The sequence below is a fragment of the Erwinia sp. S43 genome, from assembly GCF_016624745.1.
Classification (GTDB): Bacteria; Pseudomonadota; Gammaproteobacteria; order Enterobacterales; family Enterobacteriaceae; genus Erwinia; species Erwinia coffeiphila.
In genome coordinates this window covers 91,435-109,429 of record NZ_JACVTX010000017.1, presented here as the reverse complement: position 1 = coordinate 109,429, position 17,995 = coordinate 91,435, and the positions used below count along the sequence as shown (strand labels likewise).

At 57.6% G+C, this 17,995-nt stretch carries 11 protein-coding genes, 1 pseudogene and 1 riboswitch; of the genes and pseudogenes, 9 read left to right on the top strand and 3 right to left on the bottom strand.

Going from position 1 to position 17,995, the window contains the following annotated elements; translation table 11 throughout:
* Positions 1-181: pseudogene (locus IBT47_RS18540) on the top strand (IS110 family transposase); the annotation flags it as partial.
* Between the two features lie 736 nt (positions 182-917).
* Here the strand turns inward: IBT47_RS18540 and IBT47_RS18535 are convergent.
* Positions 918-2,102, bottom strand: a complete 1,185-nt coding sequence (locus IBT47_RS18535; RefSeq protein WP_200562062.1) for an MFS transporter — start codon at positions 2,100-2,102, stop codon at positions 918-920.
* A gap of 250 nt (positions 2,103-2,352) precedes the next feature.
* On the opposite strand from IBT47_RS18535, the gene sgrR reads away from it, so the two are divergent.
* The 4 genes from sgrR (at position 2,353) to thiQ (ending at position 7,468) form a co-directional block, all read left to right on the top strand.
* Positions 2,353-4,017, top strand: a complete 1,665-nt coding sequence (gene sgrR, locus IBT47_RS18530) for an HTH-type transcriptional regulator SgrR (RefSeq protein WP_200562060.1) — start codon at positions 2,353-2,355, stop codon at positions 4,015-4,017.
* A 36-nt stretch (positions 4,018-4,053) separates the two neighbouring features.
* Positions 4,054-4,172: riboswitch (TPP riboswitch) on the top strand.
* 38 nt (positions 4,173-4,210) lie between these two features.
* Positions 4,211-5,197 (top strand): thiamine ABC transporter substrate binding subunit, encoded by a 987-nt coding sequence (thiB, locus tag IBT47_RS18525; RefSeq protein ID WP_200545163.1) that lies wholly within the window; start codon positions 4,211-4,213, stop codon positions 5,195-5,197.
* A complete protein-coding gene (thiP, locus tag IBT47_RS18520; RefSeq protein ID WP_200562058.1) occupies positions 5,173-6,783 on the top strand; it encodes a thiamine/thiamine pyrophosphate ABC transporter permease ThiP in 1,611 nt (536 codons plus the stop codon). Before thiB ends, thiP begins: the two co-directional genes overlap by 25 nt.
* Positions 6,767-7,468 carry a thiamine ABC transporter ATP-binding protein ThiQ gene (gene thiQ / locus IBT47_RS18515; protein WP_200562056.1) on the top strand — a complete coding sequence of 234 codons (702 nt, stop codon included), beginning with the start codon at positions 6,767-6,769 and terminating at the stop codon, positions 7,466-7,468. The genes thiP and thiQ overlap by 17 nt, the downstream gene beginning before the upstream one ends.
* Positions 7,469-7,480: 12 nt before the next feature.
* Here the strand turns inward: thiQ and IBT47_RS18510 are convergent, their stop codons facing one another.
* Positions 7,481-8,242 (bottom strand): DedA family protein, encoded by a 762-nt coding sequence (locus IBT47_RS18510; RefSeq protein WP_200562054.1) that lies wholly within the window; start codon positions 8,240-8,242, stop codon positions 7,481-7,483.
* Positions 8,243-8,412: 170 nt separating this feature from the next.
* Between IBT47_RS18510 and polB the strand changes: the two genes are divergently transcribed.
* The 3 genes from polB to rluA all read left to right on the top strand — a co-directional run bounded on the left by polB (position 8,413) and on the right by rluA (position 14,526).
* Positions 8,413-10,779 carry a DNA polymerase II gene (gene polB, locus IBT47_RS18505; protein ID WP_200562052.1) on the top strand — a complete coding sequence of 789 codons (2,367 nt, stop codon included), beginning with the start codon at positions 8,413-8,415 and terminating at the stop codon, positions 10,777-10,779.
* Positions 10,780-10,918: 139 nt separating this feature from the next.
* Positions 10,919-13,825 carry an RNA polymerase-associated protein RapA gene (gene rapA / locus IBT47_RS18500; protein WP_200562050.1) on the top strand — a complete coding sequence of 969 codons (2,907 nt, stop codon included), beginning with the start codon at positions 10,919-10,921 and terminating at the stop codon, positions 13,823-13,825.
* Positions 13,826-13,866: 41 nt separating this feature from the next.
* A complete protein-coding gene (gene rluA / locus IBT47_RS18495; RefSeq protein ID WP_105594749.1) occupies positions 13,867-14,526 on the top strand; it encodes a bifunctional tRNA pseudouridine(32) synthase/23S rRNA pseudouridine(746) synthase RluA in 660 nt (219 codons plus the stop codon).
* 19 nt (positions 14,527-14,545) lie between these two features.
* Here the strand turns inward: rluA and djlA are convergent, their stop codons facing one another.
* The gene (djlA, locus tag IBT47_RS18490) at positions 14,546-15,370 is read right to left on the bottom strand and encodes a co-chaperone DjlA (protein ID WP_105594750.1); all 825 of its coding nucleotides are present in this window, start codon (positions 15,368-15,370) and stop codon (positions 14,546-14,548) included.
* Between the two features lie 222 nt (positions 15,371-15,592).
* On the opposite strand from djlA, the gene lptD reads away from it, so the two are divergent.
* The gene (gene lptD, locus IBT47_RS18485; RefSeq protein ID WP_105594751.1) at positions 15,593-17,971 is read left to right on the top strand and encodes an LPS assembly protein LptD; all 2,379 of its coding nucleotides are present in this window, start codon (positions 15,593-15,595) and stop codon (positions 17,969-17,971) included.
* The last annotated feature ends 24 nt before the right edge of the window (positions 17,972-17,995 follow it).

The following is a 17,995-nucleotide window of genomic DNA, read 5'->3' as shown; positions in this document are numbered from 1 at the left end:
TGGTGCCCGGGCGGTTGCCTCGGTAATTGAACGACACAAAGAAGAGATGGTGTGGCTCGACAACTTATTGAAACGCAAACATTACAACGTTGCCGTGGTGGCGCAGGCAAGTAAAACGGCGCGAATACTGTGGTCAATGCTGGTCCATGAAACAGACTACAGAACCCCGCCGGTGGTCTGAGCACAGCTCATTCCCCGGCAGGGCTCACAAAGAGTAAAATGCATTCCGGAATTGCAAGTGTAATCAGAAAGATGGCAAAACAGGTAAGACCGCAGGTGAGATAAACCGGGGCTGCGCCGGGCAATCTGGCCCGAAACGGATGATTGGTCCTCACCTGGCGGATTTCATCATGGTTCGGGGCGCCGAAGCCCCATCAGAAACCGGATATATGCCTGCAATTACCGATTTTACGTCTTACTGAAAACATCTTGTTCAACCGGGTGCGTCCATATATGCGGCAGCCAAGCCTCCAGGGAGGATTCACGGCGACCCGGCGATCTGCTCGTAACGGTCAGCCGCAGCACCGAGTTCACAGCCTTGTCATCCAACAGCAACAGCATTGCCTGAAAGGCCGAACGTTACGGGACAGGTTAGCCGGGTGTCTGCCGCAGGGACGCGGCAGCCAAGCCTACAAGGACGTATTCACGGCGACCCGGCGATCTGCCCGTAACGGTCAGCAGCGGCACCGAGTTCACAGCCTTGTCATCCAACAGCAACACCACTGTATGAAAGGCCGACCGTTACGGGACAGGTTAGCCGGGTGTCTGCCGCAGGGATGCGGCAGCCAAGCCTACGGGGACGTATTTACGGCGTCTCGGCGATCTGCCCGTAACGGTCAGCCAGGGCACCCGATTCACAGCAAAACAATCCCGTGTATCGAACGCTCAAGCCAAACAAACCCAGGCACCCAACATTATTATACCGCCCTCGCCTCCCGAATCCGCCACGACAGCGCAAACGACACCAGCACCAGAGCAAACGCCAGAATATAAACCGCATGATGACCAAAGTTTTCCGCCACCGTCCCCTGGAATATCCCGGCCAGAATCACCCCGGTCGAAATACTGTTAGTAAACAGCGTGGTCGCCGCACCCGGCCGCCCGGGCATTAAATCCTGGAACCAGATCATGCCAATCCCGGCGATAATGCCGATAAACACCGCGTTAAACAGCTGCAAAACCATCAGCGCCGCGCGATTCTGTAACAGCACCAGCCCAAGGTAGAACAGCGCGCCGCAGCCCACCGCCAGCAGCATCATATTGCGCTTGCCGGTACGCCTGACGTAGCGCCCGGCCAGCAGCATCACCGGAATTTCCAGCCCGGCGGCAGTACCCATCAGTAGCCCCGCCAGCGAGTCCGGCAGCCCCAACGTGCTGCTGATATACAGCGGCATATCAATAATGTACATACTGTTGCAGGACCACATCAGCACCGAAGCGATAAACAGCAGCCGCACATCGGTGTTCTTCAATCCGCTAACCTCAGCCACCGGCATCGCCGTAGTCGGCAGCGCTCGGGGCACCGACGGCAGGGTAAACCAGATCATCGCCATGCAGACTACAAACAGCAGCGCGGCGATGCCGAACATCAGAGTGAAACCGAAATTCAGAACCAGCGAGAAGGAGAGCGGCGGCCCGATGACCCACGCCAGCGACATCTGCGCACGCATCACCGAACTGAACATCACCGCCTCGCGTGCCGAACTGTCGGCATACTCCCGCGCCAGAGCAAAAATCTGCGGCATCGCCACGCTGGCAATGGCGGACAGCATCACGCCCAGCGTAATCAGCGTCAGATAATGGCGATTAAACGCAAACAGCACGGCGTTTGCCACGGCAATGGCGCAGCAAAACAAAATCAGCATACGGCGATCGCCGCGATTATCGGAACGCTTCGCCAGCAGCAGGCTGACCACAATCCCCGCCACTGCATTCACCGTGTAGAACAGCCCCACCCAGAACGGCCGCACGTCGACTTCACGGCTGAGGAACAGGCTGAGCGTCGGTGCCTGTAGCGCACCGGCAATGCCGACCATAAACGTAATCGCCATAAACGCCAGATAGACCGGATTAAAACGATGACGCGCCAACAGCGATTTCATAGCAATGCCTCACTGGCATAAAAAAGGGAGAAATAATGCAAAAGCTTAGAAGAGAAACGACGAAAAAAGCCAGCGACATTTTTGCCCGCTGGCTGGTGAACAGCACCATACTCAGAAATCAGTGACCTCAGCCACTAAAGATGGCCAAGCGCCACTCCGTAGAGTGCCTCCCGCTCTTCCATCTGCTGCCATTATCGCCGTAATATACGGCAGGAAAAACTGACCGCTTTCACTACGGAGTTCCTCTTTTATGTCCTCACCGCGCTTGCAGCAGCAATTTATCCGGCTCTGGCAATACTGCGACGGCCAGCCGCAGGAAACCACGCTTAACGATCTGGCAGTACGGCTCAGCTGCTCGCGGCGCCATATGCGCAATCTGCTGAATGCCATGCAGGAGGCGGGCTGGCTGGAGTGGCAGGCGGAAGCCGGGCGCGGCAAGCGTTCACGGCTCAGCTTTCTCTACACCGGATTGGCCCTACAGCAGCAGCGTGCTGAGGATCTGCTGGAACAGGACCGTATCGACCAGCTGGTGCAGTTAGTGGGGGATAAAAACCGCGTGCGGCAGATGCTGCTTTCCCATCTCGGACGCAGTTTCCGCCAGGGCAAACATATCCTCCGCGTACTTTACTATCGCCCACTGCTTAACCTGCTGCCAGGCACGCCGCTGCGGCGATCGGAAACCCATCTGGCCCGCCAGATTTTCAGCGGTCTGGCGCGAATAAATGAGGAAAACGGGGAAGCTGAACCGGATATCGCCCACCACTGGCAACAGCTGAGCCCACTGCACTGGCGATTCTTTCTGCGCCCGGCCATTCGCTTCCACCACGGTCGCGAACTGGATATGGCAGACGTTATCACCAGCCTGCAGCGCTTAAAGGAGCAACCGTTATTCAGCCACTTCGAACGTATTGAATCCAATGCGCCGTGGACGCTGGACATTCACCTCAAACATACCGACAGCTGGCTTCCGTGGCTGCTGGCCAGCGTCAGCGCGATGATCCTGCCAAAAGAGTGGCCGTTTATTCGCAATTTCGCCCGCCAGCCAACGGGAACCGGCCCCTATGCCGTCGAGCACAATCAACAAAGCCAGCTGCGTATCAGCGCCTTCGACGACTATTTTGGCTACCGCGCATTGATTGATGAGGTCAATATCTGGGTGCTACCGGAAATCAGCGATGAGCTGGTTTACTCGGGCGTGAAGCTGCAAAGCGACGATACCGACGAGCAGCCGCAGGAGAGCCGTCTCGAAGAAGGCTGCTATTTCCTGCTGTTTGACCAGCGCTCCGAACTGGGCCGTAACGAGGCCGTTCGCCGCTGGCTGAGTTCAATCTTCAACCCGATTACCCTGCTCAACCACAGCGGGATTGCCTATCAGCGTTACTGGTTCCCGGCATGGGGCCTGCTGCCGCGCTGGCACCATCGCCACGATATGGAGATGACCGATAAACCCGAAGGGTTGGATTCGCTGACCATTACCTGGTACAGCGATCAGATTGAACACCAGGGCATCGCCAACGCTCTGGGCCCCATTCTTGCCGCGCACGGCGTGGAGCTGATAACCCAGGAACTGGACTACGAGAGCTGGCATCAGGGAAACGCCGACAGTGATATCTGGCTGGGCAGCGCCAACTTTACGTTACCGCTGGATTTCTCGCTGTTCTCGCTGCTGTATGAAGTTCCACTGATGCATCACTGCATTCCCATCGACTGGCAGCAGGATGCGCAGCAGTGGCGGGAGCAGAAGCTGCCGCTGGCCGAGTGGAGCAAGCAGCTGATCGACAATCATTATCTGCACCCGCTGTTCCACCACTGGCTGCAACTGCACGGCCAGCGCAGCATGCGCGGCGTAAGAATGAACACCCTGGGCTGGTTCGATTTCAAATCCGCCTGGTTTGCGCCACCGGATGAGGCATGAGTGCTTTCGTTAGCGGAGTGAACTCTCTAGAATAAGCCGTTCTCAACGGGGTGCGGATAACCCGGTTGCCCGGCAGCAGAGTGATACCGCTGAGAGAAAACCCGTCGAACCTGATCCGGCTCATACCGGCGTAGGGATTTGAGAGTGCTGTCTGCTCAGATCCTTTGCGCATCTTCTTTTCAAGGAACGCAAAGTGCTAAAAAAAATCTTACCTCTGCTGGTGCTGTTCTCGCTGCCCGCCGCTGCCGCGAAAGACGTACTGACCGTCTATACCTACGATTCGTTCTCCGCCGACTGGGGCCCCGGTCCGGCGGTCAAAAAAGCCTTTGAGGCACAGTGCAACTGCGAGCTGAAGTTCGTCGCGCTGGCGGATGGCGTTTCGCTGCTCAACCGTCTGCGGATGGAGGGTAAGAACAGCCAGGCCGACGTGGTGCTGGGTCTGGACAACAACCTGCTGGATGCGGCCGAAAAAACCGGTCTGTTCGCCGCCAGCCAGGTCAATACCGACAGCAGCAGCGTTCCCGGCGGCTGGAAAAACAGCACCTTTGTGCCCTTTGACTACGGCTGGTTTGCCTTCGTTTACGACAAAACCCGCCTGCAAAACCCGCCGAAAAGTCTGAAGGAGCTGGTTGAGAGCGATCGTCCGCTCAAAGTGATTTATGAAGATCCGCGCACCAGCACGCCGGGCCTGGGTCTGCTGCTGTGGATGCAGAAGGTGTATGGCGAACAGGCTCCGGCAGCCTGGCAGAAACTGGCACAGAAAACCGTCACCGTCACCAAGGGCTGGAGCGAAGCCTACGGCCTGTTCCTGAAAGGCGAAAGCGATATGGTGCTGAGCTACACCACCTCCCCCGCCTACCACCTGATTGAAGAGAAGAAAGACCAGTACGCCGCCGCCAACTTCAGCGAAGGCCACTATCTGCAGGTGGAAGTAGCCGGTCAGCTCAAGGCCAGCAAACAGCCGAAGCTGGCGCAGGAGTTTATGCAATTCCTGCTGACACCGGCTTTCCAGAACACCATTGCTACCGGCAACTGGATGTATCCGGCGATCAAAACTACCCTGCCTGCCGGTTTTGACACGCTCACCGTTCCGGCGACGACGCTGCAGTACAGCCCGCAGGACGTTGCCAGCCAGCGCAGTCAGTGGATCGGTGAATGGCAACGCGCCGTCAGCCGCTGATCCCCGGCTGGCTGATCCCGGGCGGTCTGACGGCGATAATGCTGGCCGGGATCGCCCTGCTGGCATTCCTGTCGCTGTGGTTTAACGCGCCGGAGAGCGACTGGCGCAGCCTCATCTCGGACAGCTATCTCTGGCACGTGCTGCGCTTTTCGTTCTGGCAGGCGCTGCTTTCTGCCCTGCTGTCGGTGCTGCCCGCCATCCCGCTGGCGCGCGCGCTCTATCGCCGTCGCTTTCCCGGCCGCAGCACCCTGTTACGCCTGTGCGCCATGACGCTGGTACTGCCGGTGCTGGTTGCCGTCTTCGGCATCCTCAGCGTGTATGGCCGCAGCGGCTGGCTGGCGGAATTTTGTTCACTGATCGGCATCAGCTATACTTTTACCCCCTACGGTCTACAGGGCATTCTGCTGGCCCATATCTTCTTTAACCTGCCGCTGGCCAGTCGACTGCTGCTACAGGCGCTACAGCAAATCCCCGGCGAGCAGCGCCAGCTTGCGGCACAGCTTGGTCTGCGAGGCTGGACGCACTTTCGTATTGTGGAGTGGACGTGGCTGCGTCGCCAGATTCTGCCCGCCGGTGCACTGATTTTCATGCTCTGCTTCGCCAGCTTTGCCACCGTACTGTCGCTGGGCGGCGGGCCACGCGCCACCACTATCGAACTGGCCATTTTCCAGGCGCTAAGCTTTGATTACGATCCCGGCAGAGCGGCGCTCCTGGCGCTGCTGCAAATGTGCTGCTGTCTGGGCCTGGTACTGCTCAGCCAGCGTCTCAACAAAGCCATGCCCGCGGGAAGCGACAGCCTTGGCGGCTGGCGAAACCCGGAAGACAGCCGTTGCGCCCGACTGCTGGACGGTCTGACGATTACGCTGGCGCTGCTGCTGATCCTGCCGCCGCTGCTGGCGGTCGTTGTTGACGGGCTGCGCCAGGGGCTGAGCGGCGTATTGATTCAGCCCGCGCTCTGGCAGGCCACCTTTACCTCACTGCGCATTGCGCTGGGTGCAGGGGTGCTGAGCGTGATACTGACGGTGATGCTACTGTGGAGCAGCCGCGAGCTGCGTCTGCGCCAGCATCCCCGCTGGGGGCAGACGCTGGAACTGAGCGGAATGCTGATCCTCGCCATGCCGGGTATCGTACTGGCGACCGGTTTTTTCCTGTTGCTCAACGCCACGGTCGGCCTGCCGCAGTCGGCGGACGGCATTGTGATTTTTACTAACGCACTGATGGCCATTCCCTACGCGATGAAGGTGCTGGAAAACCCGCTGCGCGACATTGCCGAACGCTATAACCGCCTGTGCCTTTCGTTGGATATTCGCGGCTGGAACCGCCTGAAGCTGATAGAGCTGCGCGCGCTGAAGCGGCCGCTGGCCCAGGCGCTGGCGTTTGCCTGCGTGCTGTCGATTGGTGATTTTGGCGTGGTGGCGCTGTTCGGTAATGAAAGTTTCCGCACGCTGCCGTTTTATCTTCATCAGCAGATTGGCTCATACCGCAGCAGCGAAGGGGCGGTCACCGCGCTGCTACTGCTGCTGCTCTGCTTCCTGTTATTCACCCTGATTGAAAAACTGCCGGGGCGCCATGCTAAGCCTGACTAACCTGACCTACCTCTATAACCATCTGCCAATGCGCTTTGCCTTCAGCGCACAGGCGGGTGAGCGACTGGCGATCCTTGGCCCCAGCGGTGCGGGTAAAAGCACGCTGCTGAGCCTGATTGCCGGTTTTCTGCCTGCCAGCAGCGGCAGCCTGCTGCTGGATGGTCAGGATCATCGTGATTCTCCCCCGGCCAGACGCCCGGTATCGATGCTGTTTCAGGAGAACAATCTCTTCCCACATTTAACGGTAGCGCAAAACATCGGGCTGGGGCTGCATCCGGGCCTGAAGCTGAGCCACCAGCAAAAACAGGCTCTTCAGGAGATTATCCGCCGCGTCGGGCTGGAAGAACAGCTGCAAAGATTGCCGCATCAGCTCTCCGGCGGCCAGCGCCAGCGTGCGGCTCTCGCCCGCTGCCTGGTCAGGCAACAGCCGATCCTGCTGCTGGACGAGCCCTTTTCCGCGCTCGACCCGGCGCTGCGTAAGGAGATGCTGGAACTGGTGGATGAAGTATGCAACGAGCGCAATATCACGCTGCTGATGGTGTCACACAGTATTGAAGATGCGGCGCGCATCGCGCCGCGCAGCCTGCTGATTGTGGACGGCAGAGTTTACTGGGATGGCAGCACCGTACAGTTACAGCAGGGCGAAGTCGATGAAGCGGAGATTTTGGGGATCAAACGCCGTTAACCCCCGTAACACTCAGAAGAAAACCTGCCACAGCAGATGGCGGAACACAGGCATCAGCGGATGGAACTGAATGGCAACAAAGCTGCCGATTGCCAGAACCAGCATCAGCGGAGCCAGCCAGCGCAGGCGGGATGAAGGCAGATACGGCGTTGCCCAGTCATGTTGCTTCTTCACCCGCAGCCAGCGCCAGCTCAGCCAGAAGCCCAGCCACACAACGATAGCCACCAGCAACAGCAGCCATTTAAACAGGCCGCTGCTGGCATCTTTCGGCACGTCAATCGCCACCCCGGCAAGAATACCCGGCAGCAGATAAAGCGGTGGCCACAGCAGGCAGCCGATGATGTTCGGCGGTAAAAACTTGCGCACCGGCAGCTCAAGCATGCCAGCAACCAGCGGGATTAGCGGTCGCGTCGGTCCGATAAATCGCCCGACGATAATGGTAAACATGCTGTGCTCGTGCAGGGCATGCTCGGTTTTATCCATCAGTTTCTGGTGCCGTTTGATAAACGACCAGCGATGCAGCGGCCCCTTGAACTGCCAGCCGATAAAGTACGAGATCCAGTCCCCCAGCAGGCAGCCAATAATCCCCGCCAGCCAGGCGGGATACAGCGCCACCTGTCCGCTGCCAATCAGCGCGCCAAAGGAAGCCATCAGCACGGTGCCGGGAAGCAGCAGCCCCACCAGCGCCAGAGATTCTAAAAAGGTCACCAGCCCAACGGCCAGCAGCGACCACGCCAGCGATTGAGTAATGATGTGTTGCAGCCAGGCTTCCATAATGTTCCAAAACGATTTTCAGGACCTCGGATTGTCCTGAGAGAGTTAAAAAGCGTCAAGGCGAGATTTGTATACGAATGCATAGTGACGAGAATTCAGGCAGCAGCCCGATGAACACTGTATAAATAAACATGCTATCATTGTCTAATGAACAGCATAACGAGGTCAGGGTGAATAACGCACAAGCAGCAGGATTTCTGTTAACCCGCCACTGGCGAGATACGCCCTCAGGCAGCGAAGTTACCCTGTGGCTGGCAACCGACAGCGGCCCGCAGTGCGTGGTGCTGCCGCCGCAGGAGTCGGTGGCCTTTCTCCCCGCTGAACAGCAGGCTGCCGCCAGTGCGCTGCTGACCGGCGAACGCGACTGGCGCTTTGCCCCCCTGAGCCTGAAAGATTTCCGCCAGCGTCCGGTGGTCGGTCTGTACTGCAAACAGTATCGCCAGCTGCAGAAGCTGGAAAAACTGCTGCGTGAAAACGGCATTGTCCTGTTCGAGGCCGATGTCCGCCCGCCGGAACGTTTTTTGATGGAACGGTTTATCACTGCCGCCGTCTGGTTCAGCGGCCAGCCCGCCGGAACCAGGCTGGTGAACACCCGCTTAAAACCTCACCCCGACTATCGCCCGCCGCTGAAATGGGTCTCGCTGGATATCGAAACCACCCAGCACGGCGAGCTTTACTGCATCGGCCTGGAGGGCTGCGGCCAGCGCGATGTGTATATGCTCGGCCCGGCGAACGGCGATGCCAGCAGTATCGATTTTAATCTGGAATACGTTTCCAGCCGTCCACAGCTGCTGGAGAAACTCAACGACTGGTTTGCCCGCCACGATCCCGACGTGCTGATCGGCTGGAACGTGGTGCAGTTTGACCTGCGGGTGCTGCAAAAGCATGCCGATCGCTACGGCATTCCGCTGCGTCTGGGGCGCGGCAGCAGCAACGTGCTGGAGTGGCGCGAACACGGCTTCAAACCGGGCATTTTCTTTGCGCAGGCCAGCGGTCGGCTGATTATCGACGGTATTGAGGCGCTGAAATCGGCCTTCTGGAACTTCGACTCCTTCAGTCTGGAGGCCGTTTCCCGCGAGCTGCTCGGCGAGGGCAAGGCGATTAACAATCCCTGGCAGCGCATGGAGGAGATCAACCAGCGCTTTGCCGAAGATAAACCGGCGCTGGCACACTACAACCTGAAGGACTGCGAGCTAGTCACCCGCATTTTCCAGCATACCGAGCTGATGCCATTTTTGCTGGAGCGCGCCTCGGTTAACGGCCTGGCGGTGGATCGCCACGGCGGCTCGGTGGCCGCCTTCGGCCATCTTTATCTGCCGCGCATGCACCGCGCGGGCTTCGTTGCGCCCAACCTCGGTGAGATAGCTCCGGAGGCCAGCCCGGGCGGCTACGTGATGGACTCGCGCCCCGGCCTGTACGATTCGGTGCTGGTTCTGGACTATAAAAGTCTGTACCCCTCAATTATCCGTACCTTTCTGATCGACCCGGTAGGCCTGGTTGAGGGCATGGCACATCCCGATGAGGCCGATTCCGTTCCCGGCTTTCGCGGCGCGCGCTTTTCTCGCACGAACCACTGTCTGCCGGGCATCGTCAGCCAGATTTGGGCCGGGCGAGAGGCGGCAAAAAAGCAGGGTAACAAGCCGCTGTCGCAGGCGCTGAAAATCATTATGAATGCGTTTTACGGCGTGCTGGGCACCAGCGCCTGTCGCTTCTTCGATCCGCGCCTCGCCTCCTCCATTACCCTGCGCGGCCACGAGATCATGCGCCAGACCCGGGAGCTGATTGAAGCCGAAGGCTATGACGTGATTTACGGCGATACCGACTCGACCTTCGTCTGGCTCAAGTCCCCCCACGATGAAGAACAGGCCAGCGCTATCGGTCAGCGGCTGGTGAAAATGGTCAATCAGCGGTGGCAACAGCATCTGAGTTCAGAATACGGCGTGACCAGCGCGCTGGAGCTGGAGTATGAAACCCACTTCAGCCGTTTTCTGATGCCCACCATTCGTGGTGCGGAACAGGGCAGTAAAAAACGCTATGCCGGCCTGGTGAAAAACAGCGGCGGCGAAAAGATGATTTTTAAAGGCCTGGAAACGGTACGCACCGACTGGACGCCGCTGGCGCAAAAATTCCAGCAGGAGCTGTATCTGAAAATATTTAAACAGCAGCCCTATCAGGATTATATCCGTGAAACGGTCAGGCAGCTGCTGGACGGCGAACTGGATGAACAGCTGGTTTACAGCAAACGGCTGCGGCGACCGCTCGGTGACTATCAGCGAAACGTGCCGCCGCACGTACGCGCCGCACGCATTGCCGACGACGTGAATCAGAAGCTCGGGCACCCTTTGCAGTATCAGAACGGCGGGAAAATTCGCTACGTGATTGCTACGTCAGGCCCGGAGCCGCTTGAGGCGCGCACCACGCCGCTGGACTACGATCACTACCTTACCCGCCAGCTGCAGCCGGTCGCCGATGGCATTCTGCCGTTTCTGGAAGATGACTTCGACACACTGGTTACCGGACAGTTGGGGCTTTTTTGACAGGTGACGAACGGGCCACCTTCCAGTACCATAGCGCCCTTCCTCAAATAACTCGTTCTGACATGCACGCCGGGCAGATTCTGCCGGGGCGTTATACTATTGCCTGAAACTGACTACACGAAAATCGAGCCGAATATTTATGCCTTTTACACTTGGTCAACGCTGGATAAGCGATACGGAAAGCGAACTGGGATTAGGAACTGTTGTTGCCGTTGATACCCGCATGGTGACGCTGTTATTCCCCGCAACGGGCGAAAACCGCCTTTATGCTAAAAATGATTCGCCGATCACTCGCGTCGTTTTTAATCCGGGCGATACCATTACCAGCCACGAAGGCTGGCAGCTGGAAGTTGACGAAGTGCAAACCGATAACGGCGTGGTGAGTTATTTTGGTACCCGCCTCGACACCGGTGAAACCGGTGTACGCCTGCGTGAAGTGATGCTGGACAGCAAGCTGGTGTTCGGTAAACCTCAGGATCGCCTGTTCGCCGGTCAGCTGGACCGTATGGACCGCTTTGCGCTGCGCTTCCGCGCGCGTAAATATCAGAGCGAGCAGTATCGCCTGTCCACCAGCGGCCTGCGCGGCATGCGTACCAGCCTGATCCCGCACCAGCTGCATATTGCTCACGACGTCGGCCGCCGCCATGCGCCGCGCGTACTGCTGGCCGATGAGGTGGGGTTAGGTAAAACCATCGAAGCCGGGATGATCATCCACCAGCAGCTGCTGGCCGGACGCGCCGAACGCATCCTGATCGTTGTACCGGAAACCCTTCAGCACCAGTGGCTGGTCGAAATGCTGCGCCGCTTCAACCTGCGTTTCGCGCTGTTTGATGATGCCCGCTATGCCGAAGCCCAGCTCGACAGCGATAACCCGTTTGATACCGAGCAGATGATTATCTGCTCGCTGGACTTTGTGCGCCGCAACAAGCAGCGCCTTGAGAAGCTGGCCGAAGCCGAATGGGACCTGATGGTGGTCGATGAAGCCCATCACCTTGTATGGTCGGAAGACGCACCAAGCCGTGAATACCAGGTTATTGAGCAGCTGGCCGAGAATATTCCGGGCGTGCTGCTGCTGACCGCTACCCCGGAACAGCTGGGCATGGAGAGCCACTTCGCCCGTCTGCGTCTGCTCGATCCAAATCGCTTCCACGACTTCGCGCAGTTTGCCGAAGAGCAGAAGCACTTCCGCCCTATTGCCGATGCGGTTGCGATGCTGCTGGCGGATAAGAGCATCGGCAACGATGAGATGAACCTGATCAACGACCTGATGGGCGAACAGGATATCGAACCGCTGCTGCAGGTCGCTAACAGCGATCGCGAAGGCAAACAGGCCGCTCGCAAAGAGCTGATCAGCATGCTGATGGACCGCCACGGCACCAGCCGCGTACTGTTCCGTAACACGCGTAACGGCGTAAAAGGCTTCCCGAAACGCGAACTGCACCAGATCCGCCTACCGCTGCCAACCCAGTATCAGACGGCAATAAAAGTGTCCGGCATTATGGGCGCACGCAAATCCGCCGACGAACGTGCTCGCGATATGCTCTACCCGGAGCAGATTTATCAGGAATTTGAAGGCGACAGCGGCACCTGGTGGAACTTCGACCCGCGCGTTGAATGGCTGATGGGCTACCTCACCAGCAACCGCGACCAGAAAGTGCTGGTAATCTGCGCCAAAGCCGCCACCGCGCTACAGCTGGAGCAGGTGCTGCGCGAGCGCGAAGGTATTCGCGCGGCCGTATTCCACGAAGGTCTGTCGATTATCGAACGCGACCGCGCGGCGGCCTGGTTTGCCTCCGAAGAGGACGGCGCACAGGTTCTGCTGTGCTCCGAAATCGGTTCAGAAGGCCGTAACTTCCAGTTCGCCAGCAAGCTGGTGATGTTCGATCTGCCGTTTAACCCGGATCTGCTGGAGCAGCGTATTGGCCGTCTCGACCGTATCGGTCAGGCGCACGACATTGAAATCCACGTCCCGTACCTGGAAAAAACCGCGCAGTCGGTGCTGGTCCAGTGGTATCACGAAGGGCTGGATGCCTTTGAGCAAACCTGCCCGACCGGCCGTACAATCTATGACAGCGCCTATGAGCAGTTGATTGCCTATCTGGCCTCGCCGGAAAATCAGGAAGGCATGGATGACTTTATCCACGAGTGCCGCAAACAGCACGACGCGCTGAAAGCCCAGCTCGAACTGGGCCGTGACCGCCTGCTGGAGCTGAACTCCAACGGTGGCGAGCAGGCGCAGGCGCTGGCTGACCTGATCTCCGAGCAGGATAATGACGTTGAGCTGGTCAACTTCGCGCTGAACCTGTTCGACATCGTCGGCATCAATCAGGAAGATCGCAGCGACAATCTGATCGTGCTGACCCCAGGCGATCATATGCTGGTACCGGATTTCCCGGGTCTGCCGGAAGATGGCTGCACTATCACCTTCGACCGTAACCAGGCACTGTCGCGTGAAGATGCACAGTACGTCAGCTGGGAACATCCGATCATCCGCAACGGTCTGGACCTTATCCTCTCCGGTGATACCGGCAGCTGTGCGCTGTCGCTGCTGAAGAACAAGGCGCTGCCGGTGGGTACGCTGCTGCTGGAGCTGATCTACGTGGTGGAAGCCCAGGCGCCTAAGCATCTGCAGCTGACCCGCTTCCTGCCGCCAACGCCGGTGCGTATGCTGGTGGACAGCAAAGGCAACAATCTCGCCAGTAAGGTGGAGTTTGAAAGCTTTAACCGTCAGCTGAACGCGGTGAACCGCCATACCGGCAGCAAGCTGGTGAACGCGGTGCAGCAGAACGTGCACGAGATCATCAAGCTGTCTGAAGAGCAGGCAGAAGTGGAAGCCCGCAAGCTGATCGACGCCGCCCGCGTGGAAGCCAATGAGAAGCTGAGCGCCGAGCTGTCGCGTCTGGAAGCGCTGAGCGCGGTCAACCCGAACATCCGTCAGGATGAGATTGATGCGTTGGAAAGCAATCGTGAGCAGGTACTGGCTAACCTGGATCAGGCCGGCTGGCGTCTGGACGCGCTGCGTCTGATCGTGGTCACCCACCAGTAAGTCATAATAGTGGGCCAGCCCGGCTGGCCCCAGGCAGAGAAATGATGATGGAACCCTACAACCCGCCGCTTGAACCCTGGCTGCATATTCTCTACCAGGATCAGCATATTATGGTGGTGAATAAGCCCAGCGGCCTGCTGTCGGTTCCCGGTCGCCAGGAAGAACACAAGGACAGCGTGATGACGCGCGTCCAGCGTGATTTTCCGACAGCCGAATCCGTGCATCGCCTGGATATGGCCACCAGCGGCGTGATCGTCGTGGCGCTGAATAAGGCCGCCGAACGTGAGCTGAAACGCCAGTTCCGCGAGCGCGAGCCGCAGAAAACCTACGTCGCCCGCGTCTGGGGGCATCCGCAGCCGGAAAGTGGCCTGGTCGATTTACCGCTGATTTGTGACTGGCCGAACCGGCCTAAGCAGAAGGTGTGTTTTGAAACCGGGAAATCGGCGCAGACCGAGTATCAGGTGCTGGACTATGCCGCTGACAACAGCGCACGCGTGCAGTTAAAACCGATCACCGGGCGCTCCCACCAGCTGCGCGTACACATGCTGGCGCTGGGGCACCCTATTCTCGGCGATCGCTTCTATGCACACGATGAAGCGCGGGCAATGGCACCGCGCCTGCAGCTGCATGCGGAGAGCCTGAGCATTACTCATCCGCTGTTCGGCACGCCGATGACCTTCCGCCAGCCCGCCGATTTTTGATTTGCAGCCTGCCTGGGAACTACTTAAATCCTTTCTCGCGTTTAATCAGGTCGTACGCGGCCTGAATTTCCTGCGCTTTCTGCTTGGCCATTTCCATCATCTGCGGTGGTAATCCTTTTGCCACCAGTTTGTCGGGATGATGTTCGCTCATCAGCTTACGATAGGCACGCTTGATAGTGGTGGCTTCATCGCTGCTTTTAACACCGAGCACGCTACAGGCATCTTCCAGCGTCGGGCCACGGCTGCCGGGGGTATAACCGCCCTGAGAAGAACCGCCGCTCTGGTAACCGCCGCCGCCGAACTGCTGGCCGCTCTCCATCATGCGTAAGAACTGATCGAACTGAACGCGGGAGATCCCCAGCTCTTCTGCAATCACGTACAGCACCTGGCGCTCGTTAGGATGCAGAGACCCGTCGGCAAACGCTGCCTGGATCTGAATTTCCAGAAACATCCTGATCAAATCAAAACGACCAAAACAGGCACTGCGCAGTTCGCGAAGTTTATCCCTTAACGGATAGTCACCCTCTTTGCCTTCGCGAAAAGCACGCTGTGCGGCGGTACGCGCCTCGCCGTGCAGCTGCATGCGATCCATCAGCAACGAGGCCATCTGAATATCCGCGTCGGTCACCCGCCCTTTTGACTTGGTCAAATGCCCCATTACCTGGAAGGTCGTACGGAAAAACAGCGCCTGGCGGGTCTGCTGATTGGCAAAGTAGCCCTGCTGTCGGGTCACACTTGCACGGTCAATCAAATGGCCAATCAACAGACCGATCACCAGTCCCCAAAAGCCCGCGCCGGATAACAAACCGAGCACAAGACCCAATACTTTTCCCCAATAGCGCATATACTCCTCAATTCGCCATGCTGAAGGCTAAAAATTGCATTATCATACCTGTCATTCATCCCATAGCCTATTGGCAACACGGTCAAACAACCAGAAGTATCCCTGTTTGGTTGATGCGGACAGACAAAGAGTCGACGGAAGCGAATAGTCCCCCTCCTGAAAGATGGTGGGTATGACTGGCGCAATCCAGTTGAGTACGTTAGTCTCTGACGGTTTGTCGGCATGATGCCAGTGACCACGGAATTTTCGATACCGCGTATGAAAAAAAGTCTACCTACATTGCTGGCAACCCTAATCGGTTCAGCGCTGTACAGCCAGCAAGGACTGGCCGATGACCTCGCATCTCAATGTATGCTGGGTGTACCTAGTTACGACCGTCCTCTGGTACAGGGAAAAAAAACCAACGAACTGCCGGTCACCATTGATGCGGACAAAGCACAGGGAAACTACCCCGATAACGCGGTATTTACCGGCAATGTTGATATTCAGCAGGGCAACAGCCGCCTGCAGTCCGACGAAGTTCAGCTGCACCAAAAAACCGTGCAGGGTCAGGCCACACCTACCCGTACCGTGGATGCACTCGGCAATGTGCGCTACGACGATAATCAGGTGATCCTGAAAGGCCCGAAAGCCTGGTCAAATCTGAATACCAAAGACACTAACGTCTGGAACGGTAACTACCAGATGGTGGGCCGCCAGGGGCGTGGTGATGCCGACCAGATGAAACTGCGCGGTGACAGCCGCTACACCATTCTGGAAAACGGGACTTTTACCTCCTGTCTTCCGGGCCAGAATAGCTGGAGCGTCGTGGGTTCAGAAGTGATCCACGATCGTGATGAGCAGCTGGCTGAGATCTGGAATGCCCGCTTTAAGATAGGCCCGGTGCCGGTGTTTTACAGCCCTTACCTGCAGCTGCCGGTGGGTGACAAACGCCGCTCAGGCTTCCTGATCCCGAATGCCAAATACGGCAGCAGCAGCGGCTTCGAGTTTATGCTGCCGTACTACTGGAATATCGCGCCACAGGCCGATGCCACGCTGACGCCGCACTACATCAGCCGCCGTGGCATGCAGTGGCAGAACGAGTTCCGCTATCTGACCGGTGTAGGCACCGGCCTGATGGAATTCGACTACATGAACTCCGATGACGTTTACAATCGTGAGCATGCGGACGATAAAGATTCGAACCGCTGGCTGTTCCACTGGCGTCACTCCGGCGTCTACGAGCAGAACTGGCGTTTCAACGCGGACTACACCAAAGTCAGCGATCCGTATTACTTTACCGACCTTGACTCCACCTACGGTTCAACCACCGATGGCTATGTCACGCAGAAATTCAGCGTGGGCTATGCGGAAAAGAACTGGGATGCCACGCTGTCGACCAAACAGTTCCAGATATTCGCCAATAACTCCACGCGTAATGTGTATCGCGCAGAGCCGCAGTTTGACTTCAACTACTATAAAAATGATATCGGCCCGTTCGATACGCATCTTTATGCTCAGGCAGTGAAGTTCACCAACGTGAACGGCGATCTTCCGGACGCCACGCGTTTGCATCTGGAACCCACCATCGACCTGCCGCTCTCTAACAGCTGGGGTAGCCTGAACACCGAAGCCAAACTGCTGGCAACCCACTATGAGCAAAATGATGTTGAATACTTCAACTCGCTGAGCCAGAACCAGGATAACCAGTTAAAGAACTCGGTTAACCGCGTTATGCCGCAGTTTAAAATTGACGGCAAGATGGTCTTTGACCGTGATATGAACTGGTCGCCAGGCTATACCCAGACTCTGGAACCGCGGATGCAGTACCTGTACATTCCGTATCGTAACCAGAGCAATATCAACGCCTATGACTCCACGCTGTTGCAGACCGACTATACCGGTCTGTTCCGCGACAAGACATACAGCGGCCTGGATCGCATCGCTTCGGCGAACCAGGTGACTACCGGTGTGACCACGCGAATATTTGATAACGATTTGGTTGAACGTTTTAACGCTTCCATTGGTCAAATCTACTCGTTTACCCCGGCACGCACCGGATTAAACTATACGGACGATGACGATCGAGGCAGCCTGGTGTGGGCGGGCGATACCTACTGGAAAATCAGCGACCGTTGGGCAGCACGTGGTGGACTGCAGTATGACACCCGTCTGGACAACGTTTCACAGGGTAATGCCGTGCTGGAATGGCGCCGTGATGCTGACCGCATGGTACAGCTGAACTACCGTTATACCAGCGAGGAGTATATTCAGCAGACGCTGACTCAGTATACTAACCCGCTGTATCAAAAAGGTATTTCTCAGGTTGGTGCCACAGCAAGCTGGCCTATTGCTGATGCCTGGTCCGTCGTCGGTGCGTGGTATTACGATACGAAAGCCAATCAGCCTGCCGATCAGCTGGTGGGTATCCAGTACAGCTCATGCTGTTATGCGATTCGCCTTGGCTATGAACGTAAAATCACCAGCTGGGAAGACGACAGCAGTAAGTATGACAATAAAGTCTCGTTCAACATTGAGCTGCGTGGCCTCAGCCCAAGTTATGGCTTAGGTACCGGTCAAATGCTGCGTCAGGGCATCCTGCCTTATCAACGCGCTTTCTGATGTTGTAATGTTTGATATGCCAAC